The sequence below is a fragment of the Salinibaculum rarum genome, assembly GCF_030505615.1.
GTDB classification, from domain to species: Archaea; Halobacteriota; Halobacteria; order Halobacteriales; family Haloarculaceae; genus Salinibaculum; species Salinibaculum rarum.
Genome location: NZ_CP129992.1, coordinates 1861385 through 1878605, shown reverse-complemented (window position 1 = coordinate 1878605; position 17221 = coordinate 1861385). Strand labels below are relative to the sequence as shown.

Here is a 17221-nt window from a genome sequence, read left to right as displayed (position 1 = left end):
GTTACCGATCGAAGATGAAAGCGAGACGCACCTCAACGAGGTAGCCTTGCTCTAGGTTGACGGGGCCACAGCTAACGAAATCCCCGGACAAGGTACAGTCCCCGCGGAACGTAGCCGTGTTGTCAAGATACTCGTACCAGAGTTCGCTTCGTGGGGATGTGATGTTGAGAGTGAGGGAGACATTCTTTTGCCGTGACGTGTTCTGGTAGCGTAAGAATCGGTCCTGCGATTGAGCGCGTATCAGTACGGTTCCACTGCTGACGCTTCGAGCGGCTGGTTCACTGATATTCGCTGCGATGATGTGTGCCGTATTGTTGCGCAGAAGCATCGGTGGTTGCTGTCGGACAACACCACCGTCCCGAGTCGTCTGAAACACAGCGCCTGCTTCGTAGACAAGTTTGTTGCCATCACCCAGACTTTGAACGAGCGGGCGTGACGTGATAGTGAAGTTTTCCTCGTTGTTAGTACCATTGAGTGTGACGTTGAGAGAGATGGGGTCCGCGAGTGTGAGCGAGGTTTCACCGAGGTCAATCTCCGTGCCCCGACTCGGCGCTCCCTGGTAGTAGATGTCCTCCAGATTGTTGTGCATCACGTCGAAGGCCTTCTGGGAGTTAGTCTGGCGTTCGAAGTTCTCGGCGCTCTGATACCCGGCGAGACCGCCGACAGAGATGAAGGCGACCGACGTTATGACGAGTGTGAAGACGAGCGAGTAGCCCAGTATTTCGCTGACTGCACGGTCGTCACACATTGTCGATCACCAGTTTGTTGCCGGCGTACCGGACCGTTATCTCGCCGCCTCTGGCGGTCGAGTTTCCGAGTTTCGTACTCGTCGTGACGTTCACGACGATTGTCTGTTCGGGATCCGTACTGCTCAAAATCAGCTGGTCAGTTTGGTTGTTTAATCTGATGTCGTACTGCGAACGTGCCACCGTCTCTGGGAACGTCTGGTTGACCTGCACGACTGGACTCCCGCCGACGCTTGCGTTACTGGCGTTGACCAGTCGGTCGGCCTGTTCGACGTTCGCGGAGAGTTGCTGACCGACGACCGACATCTCCTCTCTGATAACGACGTCGCGCTGGGTCGTCACGAATCCAGCGCCTGCGGAGAGCAGTCCCCCGACCAGAAGCGCGGCTATCGAGAGCGTTAGCACGTAGCCCAGTGTCGTCGAGACAGCACGGTCAGTCATTATTCTGGCTCCCCCGGTGCGACTCGGACGTTCGTTTCGTACCGCATCGAGACAGTTTCGTACGAGTAGCTGACGTTCAGACTGTAAATTGCCGCGTTGGACTTCGAAGATGGTCCAGAGATAGAGGGGAGATTCGCCTCATTTAGTCCGTTGTCAACGACGCCCTCATAGTCGCCCTCAATTTCGTCCGCGTTGTCGTAGGTAATATTGTACGGCGCCGAGATTCCAGATCCGAACCACATGTCGCGGTCACCGCTAACTGTCAACGCAGAACATGGCCTCCCATCCACGAGGCCGCTCGTAACGGCGACCTCAAGCGACCCTGAACCCGAACGTGTGCAGGACGCAACTTCTCCATCTCCATTCGAGACGGTGACGTTCACACGATTCCCTGAGGGGTTAAACAGGGTCATGTTCCAGTAGTTATCATTGGACCCGTTCAGTGAGAGGGTAAACGCGTTAGAGCTCCCCGCGAGTGCTGTCCTATCCGTAATAGTGAATTTCAACGCTCTGGTGTTGGAAACATCGGATGCGACCTGCCAGGTTGTCGGATCAGTAGTATCACCAGTAAAGTCCCCAGATTCGTTGACGAACCGGGTCCCATTTTTCATCGAGGCGTAATCGATGGTAGCAACACGTCCATTAGTCGCCTTCTGCCTGCCGCCTTGGATGTTAATCTCTGTAACGTTTTCTTTCGCCCAATTCTTCAGGTGCGTAGAGTCGTTTCCGTCATGCTGTCTGTTTATTTCCGTGATGACCGTCCCAACACTCTGTTCGATCTCGTGACGGTACTGGAGTGCATCGTCGTCGCTAGTTCCCTGTCCGCGGGTTGCAAGATTTCCAGTGAAAATCGCCGTGTTGACCACAACGGCAAGCGCGATGAAAATCACTCCCAGCGCAAACGCTGCGACGATGATAATCTGGCCTCTATCAGAGTCAGTCAGATGCGCCATGCAATCACCTCCACACGGACGTGGTTGTAGACGCCGGTCGTCGAGTTGGTACTGTCCAGAAGATAAAGCGATTTGTCCGGGTCATTCGCGGCATCCGTGACCGTCGTTGCGCTGAGTGTCCCATCGGAATTTCTGAGTTTATCGGTGTCAACAATTGTTACTGAGTGAGAAGCCCGAACAGCATGCTCACTCGGTTCACCACGGTATATCATCCGCTGTCGTCTCTGAAATCCCCGTTCGTTCTGATAAACGATGTTGACGTTGTATGCAACATTGCGCTTGTCCAATGTGCGATTGAGTGACTCACCCAATGAGATGTTCTTTGGTGGGTCCTCGGTGTAATACTTTTCACCGGTAGTGTTGTAGAATGAATCCGCCGTGTCGTTCCAGTAGAGCACTGCCTCCTTCAGTCCCCCCGTTTCGGCGTTGCTGGCCAGGATGCCTTTCGATGTCTTTTCGAGTTGGTTTTCGAGGTGCTGGCTCGACGTGCTGGCAGAGAGCGGCGTCACCGCAGTCATCTGGAGTGCAATTCCGACACTCGTCAACAGGAGTAGCGCGGCAATAGCAGCCTCGAGGGTGTGTGCCTGAGCGCGGTCCGAGCGCGGGAGCGGCCTGTCTGGTCTCATCACCAGACCACCACCTTCAGCGTCACGTCCTCGCCGTTGAGCGAAACGACCCGCCGTGCCGTTATCGTCGAGGGATTCCGGTTGTTCGCAGTCGGTGAATCACCGAGACTGAGTTTCGTACCATCGCAACTATCATCAGAAGTCAATTTCTCCGAGGTGGCGTTCCAACAGAGGATGTCGGTTCCCGCACTCCCGACAGTACTATTTCGCTCGATGGTGACGTTGGCGTCTTTCGTCTGGGGTATATTCAGCAGTTCGTGAGTTGAATTGCCGCTGAATCCACACCCGGAGTTGCTCGTCGAGTTGTTGAAAAACTTCACCGTACAGGAGCGGTCGAGAATGTACGGCTCTGCGGGGTCACCGAGTGTATCCTGTGACAGGCGGTCGGCAATCTGACCGACCAGTACTGTGTCCTCCTCCTCGTTGAGCGCGAACGGATCCAGCAGGCCAGGGACGAACGTGAACACGAAGAAGATGACGACAAGGAAGATACTGATGCCCAGCGCGAAATCGAGTGTCGTCTGTCCCCTCATTGGTGAACCCTGTCGAAACCGCTCGCATCGTCTGTTACTCTGGCGCGACGCTCGTGCCAGCGAGCAGTCCAATCCCACGGCCCGCAGTCGAGCAAACGGATGGCACCACGTTACTTGCCGGTCCGACGCACTGGAGAATAATATCACTTGTGGCTGTTCACCCAACGACCCCTCCACTGCGGCTGCGCTCAGCGCCTGGGTTCGATGGGTTTAAGAAAGAACACTGGCAAGCGAAGGATGCCGACGCGGGCTCGTAGATCAGTGGTAGATCATCCCCCTGGCACGGGGAAGGCCCCGGGTTCAAATCCCGGCGAGTCCACTCGACTCACTTCGTTCGTCTCGTTCCCTCTCCGACCTTCGCAAACGCGAAGCGTTTGCTCAGTCCCGGCGAGTCTGCGCGAGACGAATTGTGCCTCTGTTCTACACAACTCTGTTAGTCAGCTCTGCTGTCGGTTCACCCGTCCGGTTCGGTCGAAGCCAAACCATTCCCGGAGTCACTGACAGAACCGCGTTCCAGACGGTCCCACAGTGGCCGCCCGACCGACCCGACGAGCAACAGGAGCGCCGCCTCGTCGCCACCGCCGCTGGTCATCTGCTCGACGGTGACCCACACGATGAGTGCGATAGTCGAGAGGATGACGGCGTATTTCACGCCGGAGATGAGTTCGACGTTCCGGATGTAGCCGGCGATAAACGACGAGATAATCGCCTGCAGCGTCACTGCGTGGAAAAACAGCATCGACATCCGCTCGGGTGAGATGGACCCGCCACCGCCGCCGGGCCCACCCGGAGCGCCACCGCCGGAACTCAAGTCCAGTCCGCCGATGACGTCGATAAACTGCACGCGCAAGAGTGCCATCACGCCCAACAGCGTCAGGTAGGTCATGATGATGATGACCGTCTGCATCCGGGTACGGGACTTGCGTTCACGGTCGATGTCGTCCTGGTTTTCCGAGGACTGGGCGGCCGTCGAGAGCACGTCCTGAATCTGGCTGGACGTCTCCTGGGCTTCGCTGATGAGTTTGACCGTCCGTGCCAACCGCGGGATGTGGTACTTGTTGTTGAACTCCCGAAGCGCGTCTTTCAGGTTCGTCCCGTAGTTGACCTTCGCGTGCATCGCCTCGAACTCGTCTGCCAGTTTCCCGGAGGACGTCTCGGAGACGACTTTGATAGACTCGAGCAGCGTCATCCCGGTGTCGTTGGCGCTCGCAAGCTTTCGCAGGTTCTCCGAGAAGTTCCCGAGCACGCCACGTCGGGAGCGCACGTTCCACTCGTAGAACACGCCGAGCGGGAGTAAGTTCAGATACAGCGGCACGTAGACCCAGACGACCGTCCCGTAGATGACGTTGTTCTCCATCGCTTCGACCGACAGCGGCGCGTTACCGGTCGCGACGGCCCCGACGAGGACGAGCACCGTCAGCGGAACCGTGACAATGAGGACCATCAGCGGGTGGTCACGGAAGAAGAGATGTGGAGCCCGCAGAATCTCCATCAGTTCGTAGGTCCCCTCGCGGCGTTTGATGCGGTCGAAGATGGTTCGCTCGCCGGTGTACTGCTCGACGAGTCCGGGGTTGAACACGCCAATCCCCTCGTCGACCTGGAACTCCTCCTCTTCGCTGTCCGGTCGCAGGTACCCGTCACCGATCGAGTCCTGCGTGACCGTCGAGACCAGCACCAAGAAGCCGACCCCGATGAGCGGGATCAGCCCGTAGACGGTCCCCAAGAGGAGTTGTTCCTGATTGCCACCCTGCATCAGGTCCATAATGACCAGGATGATGATAAGGAGCAGCGGGAACAGCGAGAGTGTCATGTACATCTCGCCGAACAGCTCCAGGGTGTCGAGCAGTTTCTGCTGTTCCTGCTTTGCCGTCCGCATGTGCTTGTCCTTCTGGTCTTCGAGGAAGTCCGTCATGTCACCCCCGGAGTTGACGATAGAGAGCATGTCCGTCAGGAACTGCGAGAGCTCGTCACTGGGGGTCTCGAGGGCCTGGTTCCGGATTGCCGTCCGGTAGTCGGTATCGAAATAGTCGGTCTCCAGGACAATCGACTGGAACTCCTTTGCGACCTCGCCGTAGGTGTCGTCGGCTTTGGCCATCGCCTCCAGGATTTCGAGTTGATTCATCCCACCGACCGACAGCGCGTACATAAAGGAAATCGAATCCGAGAGCAAGACGTTGATTTCGCGCTCGCGCGCACCCGACCGGAAGTACGGTATCGAGACGAGCGAGCCAAACCCGATGAGAAAGCCAATCGAGCCAAAGATTAACCCGGAGAAGATGATGATTGCCGGCGTCTTCAGCGCGGTGATGTAGTCGGGAAGGTTGAACGTGAGGATTCCCTCGGGGACACCCACCAGCTGGACGAACAGATAGCCGACGAACATCCCGAGCAACCAGAGTGCGAGGCCGGCGATGGACCCCACTGCCAGCGCACGCGAGAGGAACATCTCCACGTTGTCGGCCATCCGTGCCTCGGCCAGTTTCGATTCGACGCCGCTGACGAAATCCCCATCCGGGTCGAACAGCCACTCGAAGAGCGGATAAAACGCGTCGCCGAGCGCCGACTCGCCCATCCCACCGACCTGCTTGTCGCCACGCGTGTCGAGACTCATTCCTCCTCCTCCGCAGAGCCTGCCTTCGGCACGAACTGCCCGAAGTCGATTGCTTCCTCTTCAGTGCCGCCCCCGTCGTCGACTTCCAGCCCCGACAGTGCGGAGACGATGTCCGAGGAGTCCCGCTCGCGATAGCGCTGGAGCAGTGGATTGGCATTCTCCAGAATCTCGTCGGTCTCTTCGAGCAGGTCCTCCGGCGGTTCCGGGCGCGGGACGAGTTCTTCCTTCTCGGGTTGGATTTCGATCTGGACCGACTCCATCTCCCGAAGGTCCTCCAGGGACCGTTCCAGCGAGTCGTTTGCGATAATCGTCAGAATCGTCTCGGGGTCGTTGATGAAAGCCTGCACCGTCGCCGCCACCTGCGTGTAGGTGTTCAGCCCGTTCTCGATGAGGTAGGCCAGTACCACTTTCCGCTTGAACAGTTCCTCGTCCAGTCGCTCCTGGGTCCACCCGCGGTCGAACTTGATTTCCTCGAGCGTCGAGGACGACCCCATCTGGATGTAGTTGTCCGTCTCGGCGCGCCACTCGTAGACGTCCCGGACGTTGATTTCGTCGTTTTCCGGGGAGTACTCGTTGATTTCGGTCAGCGACTTGTTCCGGCGCACCTTGTGACCGCCGACCCTGGTCTGGGTCTGAATCGAGACCAGATCGAGTGCCGTAAACAGCGTCTTCGAGACGTTGATAGGTTCGGTCGTGAATCGCTTGATGACCTCGCCCACGGAGTCGGCGTGGAACGTGGTGTAGGTCGTGTGTCCGGTCGACATGACCTGGAAGAGCGTCCGACCCTCTTCACCACGAATCTCACCCATGACGATGTAGTCGGGGCGCTGTCGGAGTGCGGCCTCGAGCAGGTCGAACTCGTCGACGTCGCCGGTGTCGTCCTGCCCGAACGAGGGGCGGGTGACACTCGCCACCCAGTTTCGCTGTGGCAGTTCGACCTCTCGGGTGTCCTCGATGGAGACGATTTTCGCGTTCGAGGGGATAAACAGCGAAATCGCGTTCAGGCTCGTCGTCTTCCCTGATGCCGTCCCGCCGGCGAAGATGAGCGATTTGTGATTCTCGATACACAGCCAGAGGAAAGCCATCTCGTCTAAGTTGAACGTGTTCCAGTTGATGAGGTCGACTGGAGTAAAGGGGACGTCTTTGAACTGTCGGATGGTGTAGTTGGTTCCGTGGTCCGAGACTTCCCGGCCGAGCGTCAGCTGGGCACGCGAGCCGTCCGGGAGCGTCGCGTCGACCTGGGGCTGTCGTTTGGAGATGCCCTTGCCGGAGCGCTGGGCGAGTTTGACCACGAAATCGTCGAGGTCCTTCTCCCCGTGGGTGACATTCGAGATGATCTGTTCGTAGTCCGTGTGGTAGACGAACACGCGGCTGTTGTACCCGTCACAGGAGATGTCCTCGACGTTGATGTCGTGTTTGACGGGGTCGATTTTGGCGTACCCGATGAAGTTCCGTTTCAGGACATAGAGGAGTTTCTCGACCTGATACTCGGTGAGCGTATCGGAGTCCTCTTCGAGGATGATGGGTTCGGGCCTGACCGATATGCCGTCGATGCCCTCTGCCTCGACGATATCCTCGGCTTCGTCCATCCCGAGCATTCCCTTCAGCGACCCCATCACACCACCGTCTGACGAGCCGGTATCGTCCGTTATCTGCCCCTCGTAGAGGCCGTACCGCTGGAGGAGCTGTTCGGCTTCGCGCTGGATGACCGCCGCGCGGTCGGTCTCGTCGCCCTGGACGATGACGTCGTCCTCGGAATACTTGATGGCCGTCTTGAGCTTCCGCGAGAGAAATTCCTTGAGTTCGTCTTCGATGGCGTTGAGGTGTGGTTCGATGACGTAGTACTTGCGCTCGTTTTCCTTGCGAGAGTGAAAGATGACGACACACGCGTAGGGTTTGTTCACCCAGTAGCGGTTCTCTTCGGCGAAGTGGGTCTTTTTCTCCAGTGGGACGACCTTCTCTAAGTCGTAGCGGTTGACGACCGTCGTTTTGCCGTTCCGGTCGGAAAAGAACGCGTCTTCGTCGAGTTCCTCGGCGACGTTGACCGTCCGGTCCTGGACGAGACTATCGAGGTCGGACGCCAGCGACTCAGCGTGGCTCAGCCGCTGTTCGGTTTCCTCGGGGTCAAAGCCCAGATACTGCTCGGCCTCGAAGGGCTCTTTTTCGCCGTCACTCCGCCGGGGCGCGCGCCCGCTCTCGTCGTAGTAGTACTCCCGTTTGAAGTGCTCCCAGGAGTAGGTCCCCTTGACTACCGGCGTCCGCTCGGGGTCACAGAACTCCTCGAAGTACTCGTCGAGCGTCTTGCCGGCACTCGCGCCGGATTCGAGTTTCCGGGTGAGGTCTCGCGGGTCGAATCCCAGATATGCTGCCCGGTCGAACTGCCCCTCGTCGTGCTCCTCCCGCCGAAAATCACTCCAGGAGTATCTCCCCACCGCAACCGTCGAGTCCTCCCCGACGTCGACCCCAGACGCGGCCTGTTCCTCGCCGCCCCCTGTGTCATCGATTGCCATTATAAAGACTCTACTCCTTGGGGTGAAAAAACTTTACGCCAGGAACAGAGTCTGCTGTCCATCAGTGCCGATTTTGCCGACACTGTGTGCGAGGTCTCCAGGTTCAGGCCACGAACCGCTCGATTCGGGCCATCGCCTCTTTGAGTTCGTCGAGCCCGGTCGCGTACGAAACGCGAAGTTGCCCTTCACCGCCCTCACCGAAGGCCGTGCCGGGCACGACGGCGACCCCCTCCTCGTGGAGGAGTTCCTCGGCGAACTCGCCGGCGTCGTCCCAGGGACACTCCGGGAACGCGTAGAACGCGCCGCTGGCCCGGAAGCAGTCGATGCCCATGTCGTCGAACCGCGAGAGGACGTACTTCCGGCGGCGGTCGTACTGAGCTTTCATCTCGGCGACGGCGTCGTCACACGATTCGAGCGCCTCGATTGCGGCATACTGTGCGGTCGTCGGCGCCGACAGCATCGTGTACTGGTGGATGCGGTTCATCGCCGTCGTCGCCTCCGGTGGCGCCATCACGTAGCCCAGCCGCAGTCCCGTCATGGCGTAGGCTTTCGAGAAGCCGTTGAACACGACGGTCCGCTCGCGCATCCCCGGCAGCGTCGCGATGGAAGTGTGGTCGTGCTCGTAGGTCAAATCGGCGTAAATCTCGTCGGAAAACACCATCAGGTCGTGCTCGCGGGCGAAGTCGGCGACCGGCCGGAGTTCCTCGCCGGTCATCGTCGCGCCTGTCGGGTTGTTCGGGTAACAGAGGACGAGCACGTCGGCATCGGCCGCACCGGACTCCTCGAGGACCTCGCGGGTCAGTTTGAACTCGTCTTCCCGACGTGTCTCGACGGGGAGGACGTCGCCGCCGGTGAAGATGACGCCGGGAACGTAGGAGACGTAACACGGCTGGACGACCGCGACGGTGTCGCCAGGGTCGACCAGCGCCCGATACGCGAGGTCGATCCCCTCGCTCGCGCCGGCGGTGACGAGAATCTCCTCGTCGGCGCTGTAGTCGAGGTCGTAGCGCTCGTCGACGTGAGCCGAGATTCGCTCTCGGAGTTCCCGCCGGCCGCGGTTGGCGGTGTAGGAGGTCTTGCCCTGTTCGAGCGAGGCGATTGCGGCATCGCGTGCCGCCCAGGGCGCCGAGAAGTCCGGCTCCCCGACCCCAAGCGAGATGATGTCGTCCATCTCCTCTGCAAGTTCGAAAAACCGCCGGATACCCGACGGCGGCACCGCCTCGACCCGATCTGCGATGTCGAAGCTCATGGTGAGACCGAGAGCCTGTCGTCGTCGTCACCGTCGTCGAACTCGATGCCGTGTTCCTTGTACGACTCCATGACGTAGTGGGTCACGGTCTGGGTGATTTCGGGGACGGGCGCGACTTTCTCGCTGATGAAATGCGACACCTCGCGCATCGAGTCACCTTCGACTTCCATCATGAAATCGTAGTCACCGCTGAGGAGGTGCAGCGACTCGACCATCGGGAACTTGGCGATGCGCTCGGCCACGTCGTTGTAGCTCGTCTCGCGGTCGAGCGTGACGTTGAGTTCGACCGCCGCGCGCACGACCTCCTGATCGAGTTTGTCCCAGTCGACGACGGCACGGTATCCCATCAGGACACCTTCCTCTTCGAGGTCTTCGATTATCTCTTCGACTGCCTCGGCGTCTGCACCGGTCTGGCGGGCGATGTCCTCGATCGTGTAGCGGGCGTTCTCGCGGAGTAGCTCTAGGACCTCGTCGCGACTGCTCATACCGATAGACCACCGGGCGACCGTATAAAGGCTTGCTACACGCGACCGAGGAAGAGACGCCGCTGCCGTCGCAGTTGCAGTTTTTATAGTGTTGCCCGCCGTATCGCTGACTGATGCGCCCCCAACTCACCGAAACCGGCTGGGAACTCGTCGCACAGCGAGACGAAGCTGCCTCACTCATCGGCGCGGTCGTCGAACTCGACCCGGGAACGGAGTACACGCGGTCCGACATCGCGGACGCGGCAGACATTCCACTGAAGACACTGTATCTGGCAGATGCACTCGAAGACCTCGTCGACATCGGTGCGCTAGACCACACCGAAGAGGCAGACGCCGAAGCCACGTTCGTCGTCAACGAGGACAGCGACGTGGTGCGGGCCGCCCGCCAGTTCGACGACGCCGTCGCCGCCCAACTCGATACGGCGGAGTAACACCGTTCCCACATTTTCGAATCGGTCGTTCAGTTCATCGACCGAGGTGAATTTTCTCGAAACTCAGTACGAGATTTGCTTGGAACCGCCCCGCTACAGCGTCGGCTGTTCGAACACAGAGACAATATATAATAATCCTGTCTTATATTGAATATTGATTTGTATCGAGGCAGTCGACGACAGTACCCGATATGATCGCTCCACACGGTCAATCACACAGACGGCGATTACAACCAGAGATTCCGGCCAAGATACAACAGATTATTCGGATAAATACGCGTATTTCGTCGGTACTATAGGCTAAAGCCCGGATTCTTTACTACGGAAATTGAGACCGTAAGTTCAGTCAGACAGCCACAAGAATTGTTATTCACACCTATTTTCCAAATGTATATTCTATTTCCGCATATAGTGCCGAAATAATGTAATTTTTATATTTTATAGTGGATTTATACAACATACGATTCGATAAACACTCGGATTGACGCTTTTTCGCCGCCAGTCAGATCTGGGACCCAAACTGACTTCCTATATGTTTTAAATATAGTAGTTCGGTAATTAGATAATATTTCTTTTAATTAAAGGTGCACCCCAAATCGACGTATCGCGACTGCTACCAAGGCTGTCAGCGGTGAGGAAAGGCGAACCGAGGGACCGCCGATGCAAACGAGCGGGACCGGTTCACAGCCGGCGGAAACGAAAAGACACTCGACATGGACGCTGTGACGACGATACTGGCACCAATAATTACACTCATATGATTGTAATCTTCTGGCTCGATGCGAATCGGTCGAAAACCGCGTCCTGAAGTTGTATGGAGACTCAGTAGTTTGAGGGACAGGTCCAGTGGCCGCATCGTCGGAATAGGCCGATAGACGGATTCTGGAGTTGCATTCTCTGCCGTAGAGAGATCCCGTTCACCAGCGATGCGATACTAGTCACTCAGAATACCAGATGAAATTTCAATATGCGGGAGTTTTATATGTCGACAGGGTGCTATTGACACACATGACAGAAAAGCCAAAATCGGTGGTGCGAACATCCGAGAAGACGTTTGCAATTATCGACGTTCTGCTGGCGAACGACGGCATGCGAATCAACGACCTCACCGACGAGTTGGACCTGACCAAGAGCACAGTCTATCGCCATCTGACGACGCTCAGTGAGAACGGATACGTGATCAAGGAAGGCGAAGTGTACAGACTCAGTCTGAAATTCCTCACTATCGGTGGGCAGTTGCGTCGACAGATTCCTGCCTATCCCATGATAAAGACCAAGATAGACGACCTAGCCGAGAAGACTGGTGAGCGGGCGCAATTCATGTTGCGGGAACAAGGAGATCGCGTGTATATACAGACTGAAACGGGTGAAAACCCGGTTCAAACGGGTGCACACGTCGGTACGAGAGGTCCAATATATGCAAGTGCTGCAGGGAAGGCGATACTGGCAGGCCTTCCGGAGTCCAAGCGAGAGTCGGTCGTCGAACAGCTCACCCTCGAAGCAACAGGGCCCAATACCATCACGGAGCGGAGCGAACTCAAGGAGGAACTAATGGAGATTCGCGAGCAGGGGTACGCGATTAACCGCCAAGAAAGTACGAGGGGCGTCCACGCGATCGGAACAGCTGTACAGAGCGGCGACGAAATCATCGGTGCATTGAGCGTCTCCGGACCAGCCACCCGGCTGAAAGACGACCGGCTCGAGTCAGAGTTGCCAGACGTCGTCCGGGCAGCGTCGAACGAACTGGAGTTGCACATCGAACATCAGACGTCGAACCCAGTCGGAACCTCACTCTGAGGCGACGGTGGCGGCAAAAGATTTATCCAAAGTCGCGGAGTTGTTGTTCTCGTGGACGTGTGATCCACGGTATACAATGACAGATAGCAGACGAAATTTCATCAAAAAAGCAGGGATAGCAACCGCGGCGACAACTAGCTTTGCCGGCTGTCTTGGCGGCGGCGGTGGCGGCAGCAGCAGCAACACCGTCCACTTCCTCTCGGCCGAGAACAGTCAGGCGTTCAAAGACTACTACAAGAAGTGGGCCGGCCGGTTCGAAGAGGAACACGACCACGAAGTGAAACTCGAGTTCGTCGGTGTCGGGACGAGCCAGTCATCGCGCATTTCGAAGTTGCTCCAGTCCGGTAACCCGCCGGAACTGACGACGACGGCACCGGAGAAAGGTGGCGGCCTCGCATTGCAGGGCGTGCTCGCCGACCTCAGCGACGAGGCGGAGTGGATGGAAGACGAGTGGGGCTACGACTTCAACGACAACTTCCTGTTCCAACTCCAGGGTAAACAGTACGTCGTCCCCATCTGGGTCAACATGACGATGGACTGGTACCGCGTGAGCACGTGGGAGGAAAACACCGGGATGACCCCCCGAGAGATGGAGTGGGAAGAATTCAGGCAGGCCCTGTCGGACACAAACGGCGTCGGAGAGCGAGCGGGCCACGTCATCCCCGCCGGGTCGTCGCTGATGAGTACGGAGTTCTACATCGACTACATGTTCGGCAACGACGGGCAGATCTTCGAGCGCAACGGCGAGGAGATCGAGCTCGTCATGGACAAAGGTGAGAACTTAGAGAAGACCAAGGAAGTACTCCAGTTCTTCGAGGACACCCAGCAGTACTCCCTCGACGGAAGCGGGTACGGATACAGCCAGCAGATCGAGTCGTACTGGAGCGAACAGGTCAACGAGGTCAAGTACTTCGGTGCTCGGCCGCTCCAGCAGGCAGTCTCCAACAACAAGGCCGTCGCGGAGGACACCGGACTGATGCAGCCACCGTACAAGGAAGAGAAGACCCACCAGGCGTTCTCGGAGGGGTGGGTCATGTTCCAGGGCGCGGACAACAAAGAGGGCGCTCGCGAGTTCGTGAAATTCATGTCCCGGAAAGAACCGCTCATCGAACTGCTCCACATTGCGCCGCTGCACAACCTACCGCCGTTCCCGGACGCAGTCGACGACGAGGAGTTCCTCGACAACGAGTTCATCAACAAGTGGGTCGAACCCAACGAGAACATCCAAATCGACAACGTCGTCGAGATGGTCAACAATGCGTCGACGCTCGTCGGCGAGACCGACCCCAACAACGCGTTGGCGTCGCCGGTCTTCTCCAGTGGCGCCTTCGGGAACATGATCTTCAACTACCTGCACGGAGACATGGGGCTCGAAGAGTCGATCAACAACGCTGCGAGTCAGTCCCGTTCGATTCTGGACCAGTTCGAGAACTAAGATAAATAGACGGATATGAAACTGCATGACCCTCGCCGACAGTCGGTTCACGACGGGATGGGTTATGCAGTTGCCCCCACTAAGACAAGCATGATATCAACTGTACGCACGCGAATAGGGAGGAGGACACCGACATGAGTGTTCCGTCACGCGTTATGAGCGGGATCGGAATGGAACAGGAGTACAACCGGCTACGGGACCGACTCGGCGAGCTGCTCGAAAACGAGGTGGTCCTCGGCTACGGGAGCCTCTCGCCGGTCATGATCCTGTTCCTGTTCATCGCCGTGATCCCGATCGTGTGGGCACTCGCCGGGAGTTTCTACTCCATCAACGCGTTCGACCCAGTCTGGATATGGAACGGCATCGCCAACTACCAGCATCTGTTTTTCGAAGACCCGTTCTACTGGAACGCGGTCACCAAAAGCGTCATCTTCGGGTTCGGGTCCGTCCTGTTTCAGGTGGCTGTCGGGATTCCGGTTGCGCTCCTCTTGCAAAAGCAGTTCAGGGGGAACGCGGCCGTACGCGCCATCGTGTTGCTCCCGTACCTGATTCCCGTCATCGTCGTCGGGCTGGTATTCACGTGGATGTTCAACCCCGAGTACGGGGCGTTGAACCTGATCCCCATGCAATGGGGACTCATTGATTCGTCGATCAACTTCCTCGGGAGTACTGACATCGCGATGTACGCAATCATCGTCGCGGCGAGCTGGAAGTGGTCCATCTTCGTCGTGATGATGACGCTTGCACGTCGCGAGGCGATTCCCGACGGGTACTACGACGCGGCGCGCGCCAACGGCGCTAACGCTTGGCAGCGCTTCCGTGACATCACGCTCCCGAACCTGAAAGGGATGATAGTTCTCGTCGTCCTGCTGCGGGGCATCTGGATGTTCAACAAGTTCGACATCATCTGGATCATGACCCGCGGCGGCCCCAGCCAGTCGACGACGACCCTGCCAGTGTACGCCTACCGCGTCGCGTTCAGCCAGTGGCAACTCGGCGAGTCGCTCGCGATCGCGTCGACGCTGTTCGCGACGCTGGTTATCGCCGCGATCGTGTACTTCACCAAGTTCAACCCCGCTGAGGAGGTGCGGGTCGAATGACAGAATATTCACAGAACAAGACGATAATCGAACGAGTCATCGACTACTGGGTCAGAAACGTCTCACGAGAGAACCAAGAGCGGGCCTGGAAGTGGACGTTCCGCTTTTTCGTCGGGGTGACCGTCCTCGCTATCGGCTTCCCGACGTACGTGATGGTCAAGTCGTCGTTCCAGCCGGAGCTGACGCTGTTCTCGAACTCTTTCAACTGGATTCCGCCGGCTCTCACCCTTGATAACTTCCGCGAGCTGTTCGGCGGGACGAACTTCTGGACGTTCTACATGAACAGCATCATCGCCGCGCTCGGAACGATGGTCATCAGCGTCACGGGCGCCACGCTGGCCGGGTACTCGCTGACGCGGTTCTCGTTCCCCGGGAAGAAACGCATGGCACAGTCGGTGCTGTTCTCGTACATGTTCCCGCCACTGTTGCTCGCGCTGCCGATGTTCATGATCTGGCAGGACCTGAACCTGATCAACAGCTTCCCGGGAATCATCCTCGCGCACTCGGCTCGGTCGCTCCCCTTCGACATCTGGCTGATGTGGAAGTTCTTCCAGACCGTGCCCATCTCCTACGAGGAGAGCGCGTGGATCTACGGCGCCGGCCGGCTGCGCGCCATGCGAGACGTCGCCATCCCGATGGCCCTGCCCGGTATCATCGCCGTGTCCATCTTCTCGTTCGCGATTTCGTGGAGCGACTTCACGCTCGCGAACCTCCTGATGACCCAGGAGGCGATGAAGACCCTGCCCATCGGGATGCTCGGCTTCATCGAGCAACAGGCCGTCAACTGGGGCCTCATCATGACCGCATCGTTCATGATGGCCGTCCCGGCGTTCCTGCTGGTGTACTTCCTGCAGAGCTACCTGCTGCGAGGCTTCAGCGTGGGAGGGCTCGGCTGATGAGTCTCGTTTACGCTCCCGCCGGGCCATCCCACGTACGGCGGCCGACCAGCGACGAGTACCGGAACCGAAACACCAATAACCGACAAGCAAACAACACTGCCAAACGTATCAAAAACCATGTCTAGAATTCGAGTCGACGAACTGCGGAAAGTGTACGACGTACCCGGTGGACAGGAGGTCGCCGTCAACGGCGTCAACCTCGACATCCCCGATACCGACTTCCTGACGCTGCTGGGCCCGTCCGGCTGTGGCAAGACGACGACACTGCGCTGTATCGCCGGTCTGGAGACGCCGACCGACGGTACCGTGTACTACGACGACGAGGACGTGACGCCCAAGCCGGCACAGGAGCGCGACATCAGCATGGTCTTCCAGGAGATCGCGCTCTACCCGCACATGAAATGTATCGACAACATTGCGTACCCGCTGAAGGTCCGCGGTGTACCCAAAGAGGAGCGTTACGAACGCGCACGCGAAGTTGCCGAAGTCCTCGAAGTCGGCGACCTCGTCGAGAAACACCCTGCCGAACTCTCCGGCGGACAGCGCCAGCGGATCGCCATCGCACGGGCAATCGTCCGCGAACCTCGTGCGTTCCTGATGGATGAGCCGATGACCGGACTTGACGAGAAGCTGAAAGTCATCATGCGCAAGGAGCTCAAGCGGGTCGTCGAGGAGACCAACCAGACGGTCGTCTACGTCACGCACAGCCAGGAGGAAGCGATGATGCTGTCAGACCACATCGCGGTGATGAACGACGGCCAGATAGAGCAGGTTGGCTCGCCCAACGAAGTCTACGGCGAACCGAACAACAAGTTCGTCGCGACGTTCGTCGGGATGCCCGAGATGAACATCTGGAGCGGACATGTCAGCGGCGAAACCATCGAGGTCGAGCTAGAAGACGGACAGCTAGTCGAATTCAAACCCCGCGACGACGCCACGAGAGCCAAGCGGAAGGACAACAACAGCTGGGCCGACCGGACCGGCGACGGGGTCGAGGTCGGGTTCCGTCCCCAGGCACTGTCGATCGTGCCGGAGGGAGACGGCGACGTAACCGCCGATCTAAAAATCATCGAGCCGATGGGTGAAAACAACCTCTGTTACCTCGAGGTCGATGACCAGGAAATCCGCGTGGTCGAAGAGGATGTCACCGACTTCGACGAGCAAACGACCGTTGGGATAGATATCAACCGCTCTCACGGGTACGTCTTCGACGGTCAGACTGGGTCGACCATCGCTCGAACCGGTGACAGCCCGACAGTCGAAGCCGTCGAGAGCACGTCCGGACACGCCGCGACTGACGACTGACACCGGGTCAGTCCCGATTTGCCACGCTGTTCGGCCCTCACCGGCGCCGCAACGACGTGTCCGCAAGGGAACCAAAGCGAAATCTGACATCACACCGATC

At 58.3% G+C, this 17221-nt stretch carries 15 protein-coding genes and 1 tRNA gene; 7 read left to right on the top strand and 9 right to left on the bottom strand.

All coding sequences use genetic code 11. The annotated features are described in order from the left end of the window. Position 1: 1 nt before the first annotated feature. Genes QYL91_RS09940 through QYL91_RS09920 form a run of 5 tightly spaced genes read right to left on the bottom strand, consistent with a single transcriptional unit; the run spans position 2 to position 3299 of the window. A complete protein-coding gene (locus QYL91_RS09940) occupies positions 2 to 748 on the bottom strand; it encodes a DUF7289 family protein (RefSeq protein WP_302080345.1) in 747 nt (248 codons plus the stop codon). Beyond that, positions 741 to 1187, bottom strand: coding sequence for a DUF7266 family protein (locus tag QYL91_RS09935; RefSeq protein WP_302080344.1), 447 nt, complete (start codon positions 1185 to 1187; stop codon positions 741 to 743). Before QYL91_RS09935 ends, QYL91_RS09940 begins: the two co-directional genes overlap by 8 nt. After that, positions 1187 to 2140: a DUF7261 family protein gene (locus QYL91_RS09930; RefSeq protein WP_302080343.1), complete on the bottom strand. Its 954-nt coding sequence runs from the start codon at positions 2138 to 2140 to the stop codon at positions 1187 to 1189. The genes QYL91_RS09935 and QYL91_RS09930 overlap by 1 nt, the downstream gene beginning before the upstream one ends. Then, positions 2128 to 2766: a DUF7288 family protein gene (locus QYL91_RS09925; protein WP_302080342.1), complete on the bottom strand. Its 639-nt coding sequence runs from the start codon at positions 2764 to 2766 to the stop codon at positions 2128 to 2130. The genes QYL91_RS09930 and QYL91_RS09925 overlap by 13 nt, the downstream gene beginning before the upstream one ends. Beyond that, positions 2766 to 3299, bottom strand: coding sequence for a DUF7287 family protein (locus tag QYL91_RS09920; protein WP_302080341.1), 534 nt, complete (start codon positions 3297 to 3299; stop codon positions 2766 to 2768). The genes QYL91_RS09925 and QYL91_RS09920 overlap by 1 nt, the downstream gene beginning before the upstream one ends. Before the next feature lie 247 nt (positions 3300 to 3546). On the opposite strand from QYL91_RS09920, the gene QYL91_RS09915 reads away from it, so the two are divergent. Next, a tRNA-Ala gene (locus tag QYL91_RS09915) sits at positions 3547 to 3618 on the top strand. A 135-nt stretch (positions 3619 to 3753) separates the two neighbouring features. Here the strand turns inward: QYL91_RS09915 and QYL91_RS09910 are convergent. The 4 genes from QYL91_RS09910 to QYL91_RS09895 form a co-directional block, all read right to left on the bottom strand. Then, positions 3754 to 5910, bottom strand: coding sequence for a type II secretion system F family protein (locus QYL91_RS09910; RefSeq protein WP_302080340.1), 2157 nt, complete (start codon positions 5908 to 5910; stop codon positions 3754 to 3756). Continuing rightward, complete coding sequence (locus QYL91_RS09905) at positions 5907 to 8420, bottom strand: type II/IV secretion system ATPase subunit (protein WP_302080339.1); 2514 nt, start codon at positions 8418 to 8420, stop codon at positions 5907 to 5909. Before QYL91_RS09905 ends, QYL91_RS09910 begins: the two co-directional genes overlap by 4 nt. A 103-nt stretch (positions 8421 to 8523) precedes the next feature. Next, a complete protein-coding gene (locus tag QYL91_RS09900) occupies positions 8524 to 9669 on the bottom strand; it encodes a pyridoxal phosphate-dependent aminotransferase (protein WP_302080338.1) in 1146 nt (381 codons plus the stop codon). Then, positions 9666 to 10154: an Lrp/AsnC family transcriptional regulator gene (locus QYL91_RS09895; protein WP_302080337.1), complete on the bottom strand. Its 489-nt coding sequence runs from the start codon at positions 10152 to 10154 to the stop codon at positions 9666 to 9668. Before QYL91_RS09895 ends, QYL91_RS09900 begins: the two co-directional genes overlap by 4 nt. Positions 10155 to 10267: 113 nt before the next feature. Between QYL91_RS09895 and QYL91_RS09890 the strand changes: the two genes are divergently transcribed. The 6 genes from QYL91_RS09890 to QYL91_RS09865 all read left to right on the top strand — a co-directional run bounded on the left by QYL91_RS09890 (position 10268) and on the right by QYL91_RS09865 (position 17121). Next, the gene (locus tag QYL91_RS09890; protein WP_302080336.1) at positions 10268 to 10585 is read left to right on the top strand and encodes a hypothetical protein; all 318 of its coding nucleotides are present in this window, start codon (positions 10268 to 10270) and stop codon (positions 10583 to 10585) included. A 1008-nt stretch (positions 10586 to 11593) separates the two neighbouring features. Then, the gene (locus tag QYL91_RS09885) at positions 11594 to 12382 is read left to right on the top strand and encodes an IclR family transcriptional regulator (RefSeq protein ID WP_302080335.1); all 789 of its coding nucleotides are present in this window, start codon (positions 11594 to 11596) and stop codon (positions 12380 to 12382) included. A 76-nt stretch (positions 12383 to 12458) separates the two neighbouring features. After that, a complete protein-coding gene (locus tag QYL91_RS09880) occupies positions 12459 to 13817 on the top strand; it encodes an ABC transporter substrate-binding protein (protein WP_302080334.1) in 1359 nt (452 codons plus the stop codon). 155 nt (positions 13818 to 13972) lie between these two features. Then, positions 13973 to 14917, top strand: coding sequence for a carbohydrate ABC transporter permease (locus QYL91_RS09875; protein WP_302080333.1), 945 nt, complete (start codon positions 13973 to 13975; stop codon positions 14915 to 14917). Next, a complete protein-coding gene (locus QYL91_RS09870; RefSeq protein ID WP_302080332.1) occupies positions 14914 to 15813 on the top strand; it encodes a carbohydrate ABC transporter permease in 900 nt (299 codons plus the stop codon). The genes QYL91_RS09875 and QYL91_RS09870 overlap by 4 nt, the downstream gene beginning before the upstream one ends. 120 nt (positions 15814 to 15933) lie before the next feature. Continuing rightward, complete coding sequence (locus QYL91_RS09865) at positions 15934 to 17121, top strand: ABC transporter ATP-binding protein (RefSeq protein ID WP_302080331.1); 1188 nt, start codon at positions 15934 to 15936, stop codon at positions 17119 to 17121. The last annotated feature ends 100 nt before the right edge of the window (positions 17122 to 17221 follow it).

Coding starts and splice junctions, on each gene's coding strand:
- QYL91_RS09940 (WP_302080345.1), bottom strand. CDS start 748: ATGTGTGACGACCGTGCAGTCAGCGAAATACTGGGCTACTCGCTCGTC.
- QYL91_RS09935 (WP_302080344.1), bottom strand. CDS start 1,187: ATGACTGACCGTGCTGTCTCGACGACACTGGGCTACGTGCTAACGCTC.
- QYL91_RS09930 (WP_302080343.1), bottom strand. CDS start 2,140: ATGGCGCATCTGACTGACTCTGATAGAGGCCAGATTATCATCGTCGCA.
- QYL91_RS09925 (WP_302080342.1), bottom strand. CDS start 2,766: ATGAGACCAGACAGGCCGCTCCCGCGCTCGGACCGCGCTCAGGCACAC.
- QYL91_RS09920 (WP_302080341.1), bottom strand. CDS start 3,299: ATGAGGGGACAGACGACACTCGATTTCGCGCTGGGCATCAGTATCTTC.
- QYL91_RS09910 (WP_302080340.1), bottom strand. CDS start 5,910: ATGAGTCTCGACACGCGTGGCGACAAGCAGGTCGGTGGGATGGGCGAG.
- QYL91_RS09905 (WP_302080339.1), bottom strand. CDS start 8,420: ATGGCAATCGATGACACAGGGGGCGGCGAGGAACAGGCCGCGTCTGGG.
- QYL91_RS09900 (WP_302080338.1), bottom strand. CDS start 9,669: ATGAGCTTCGACATCGCAGATCGGGTCGAGGCGGTGCCGCCGTCGGGT.
- QYL91_RS09895 (WP_302080337.1), bottom strand. CDS start 10,154: ATGAGCAGTCGCGACGAGGTCCTAGAGCTACTCCGCGAGAACGCCCGC.
- QYL91_RS09890 (WP_302080336.1), top strand. CDS start 10,268: ATGCGCCCCCAACTCACCGAAACCGGCTGGGAACTCGTCGCACAGCGA.
- QYL91_RS09885 (WP_302080335.1), top strand. CDS start 11,594: ATGACAGAAAAGCCAAAATCGGTGGTGCGAACATCCGAGAAGACGTTT.
- QYL91_RS09880 (WP_302080334.1), top strand. CDS start 12,459: ATGACAGATAGCAGACGAAATTTCATCAAAAAAGCAGGGATAGCAACC.
- QYL91_RS09875 (WP_302080333.1), top strand. CDS start 13,973: ATGAGCGGGATCGGAATGGAACAGGAGTACAACCGGCTACGGGACCGA.
- QYL91_RS09870 (WP_302080332.1), top strand. CDS start 14,914: ATGACAGAATATTCACAGAACAAGACGATAATCGAACGAGTCATCGAC.
- QYL91_RS09865 (WP_302080331.1), top strand. CDS start 15,934: ATGTCTAGAATTCGAGTCGACGAACTGCGGAAAGTGTACGACGTACCC.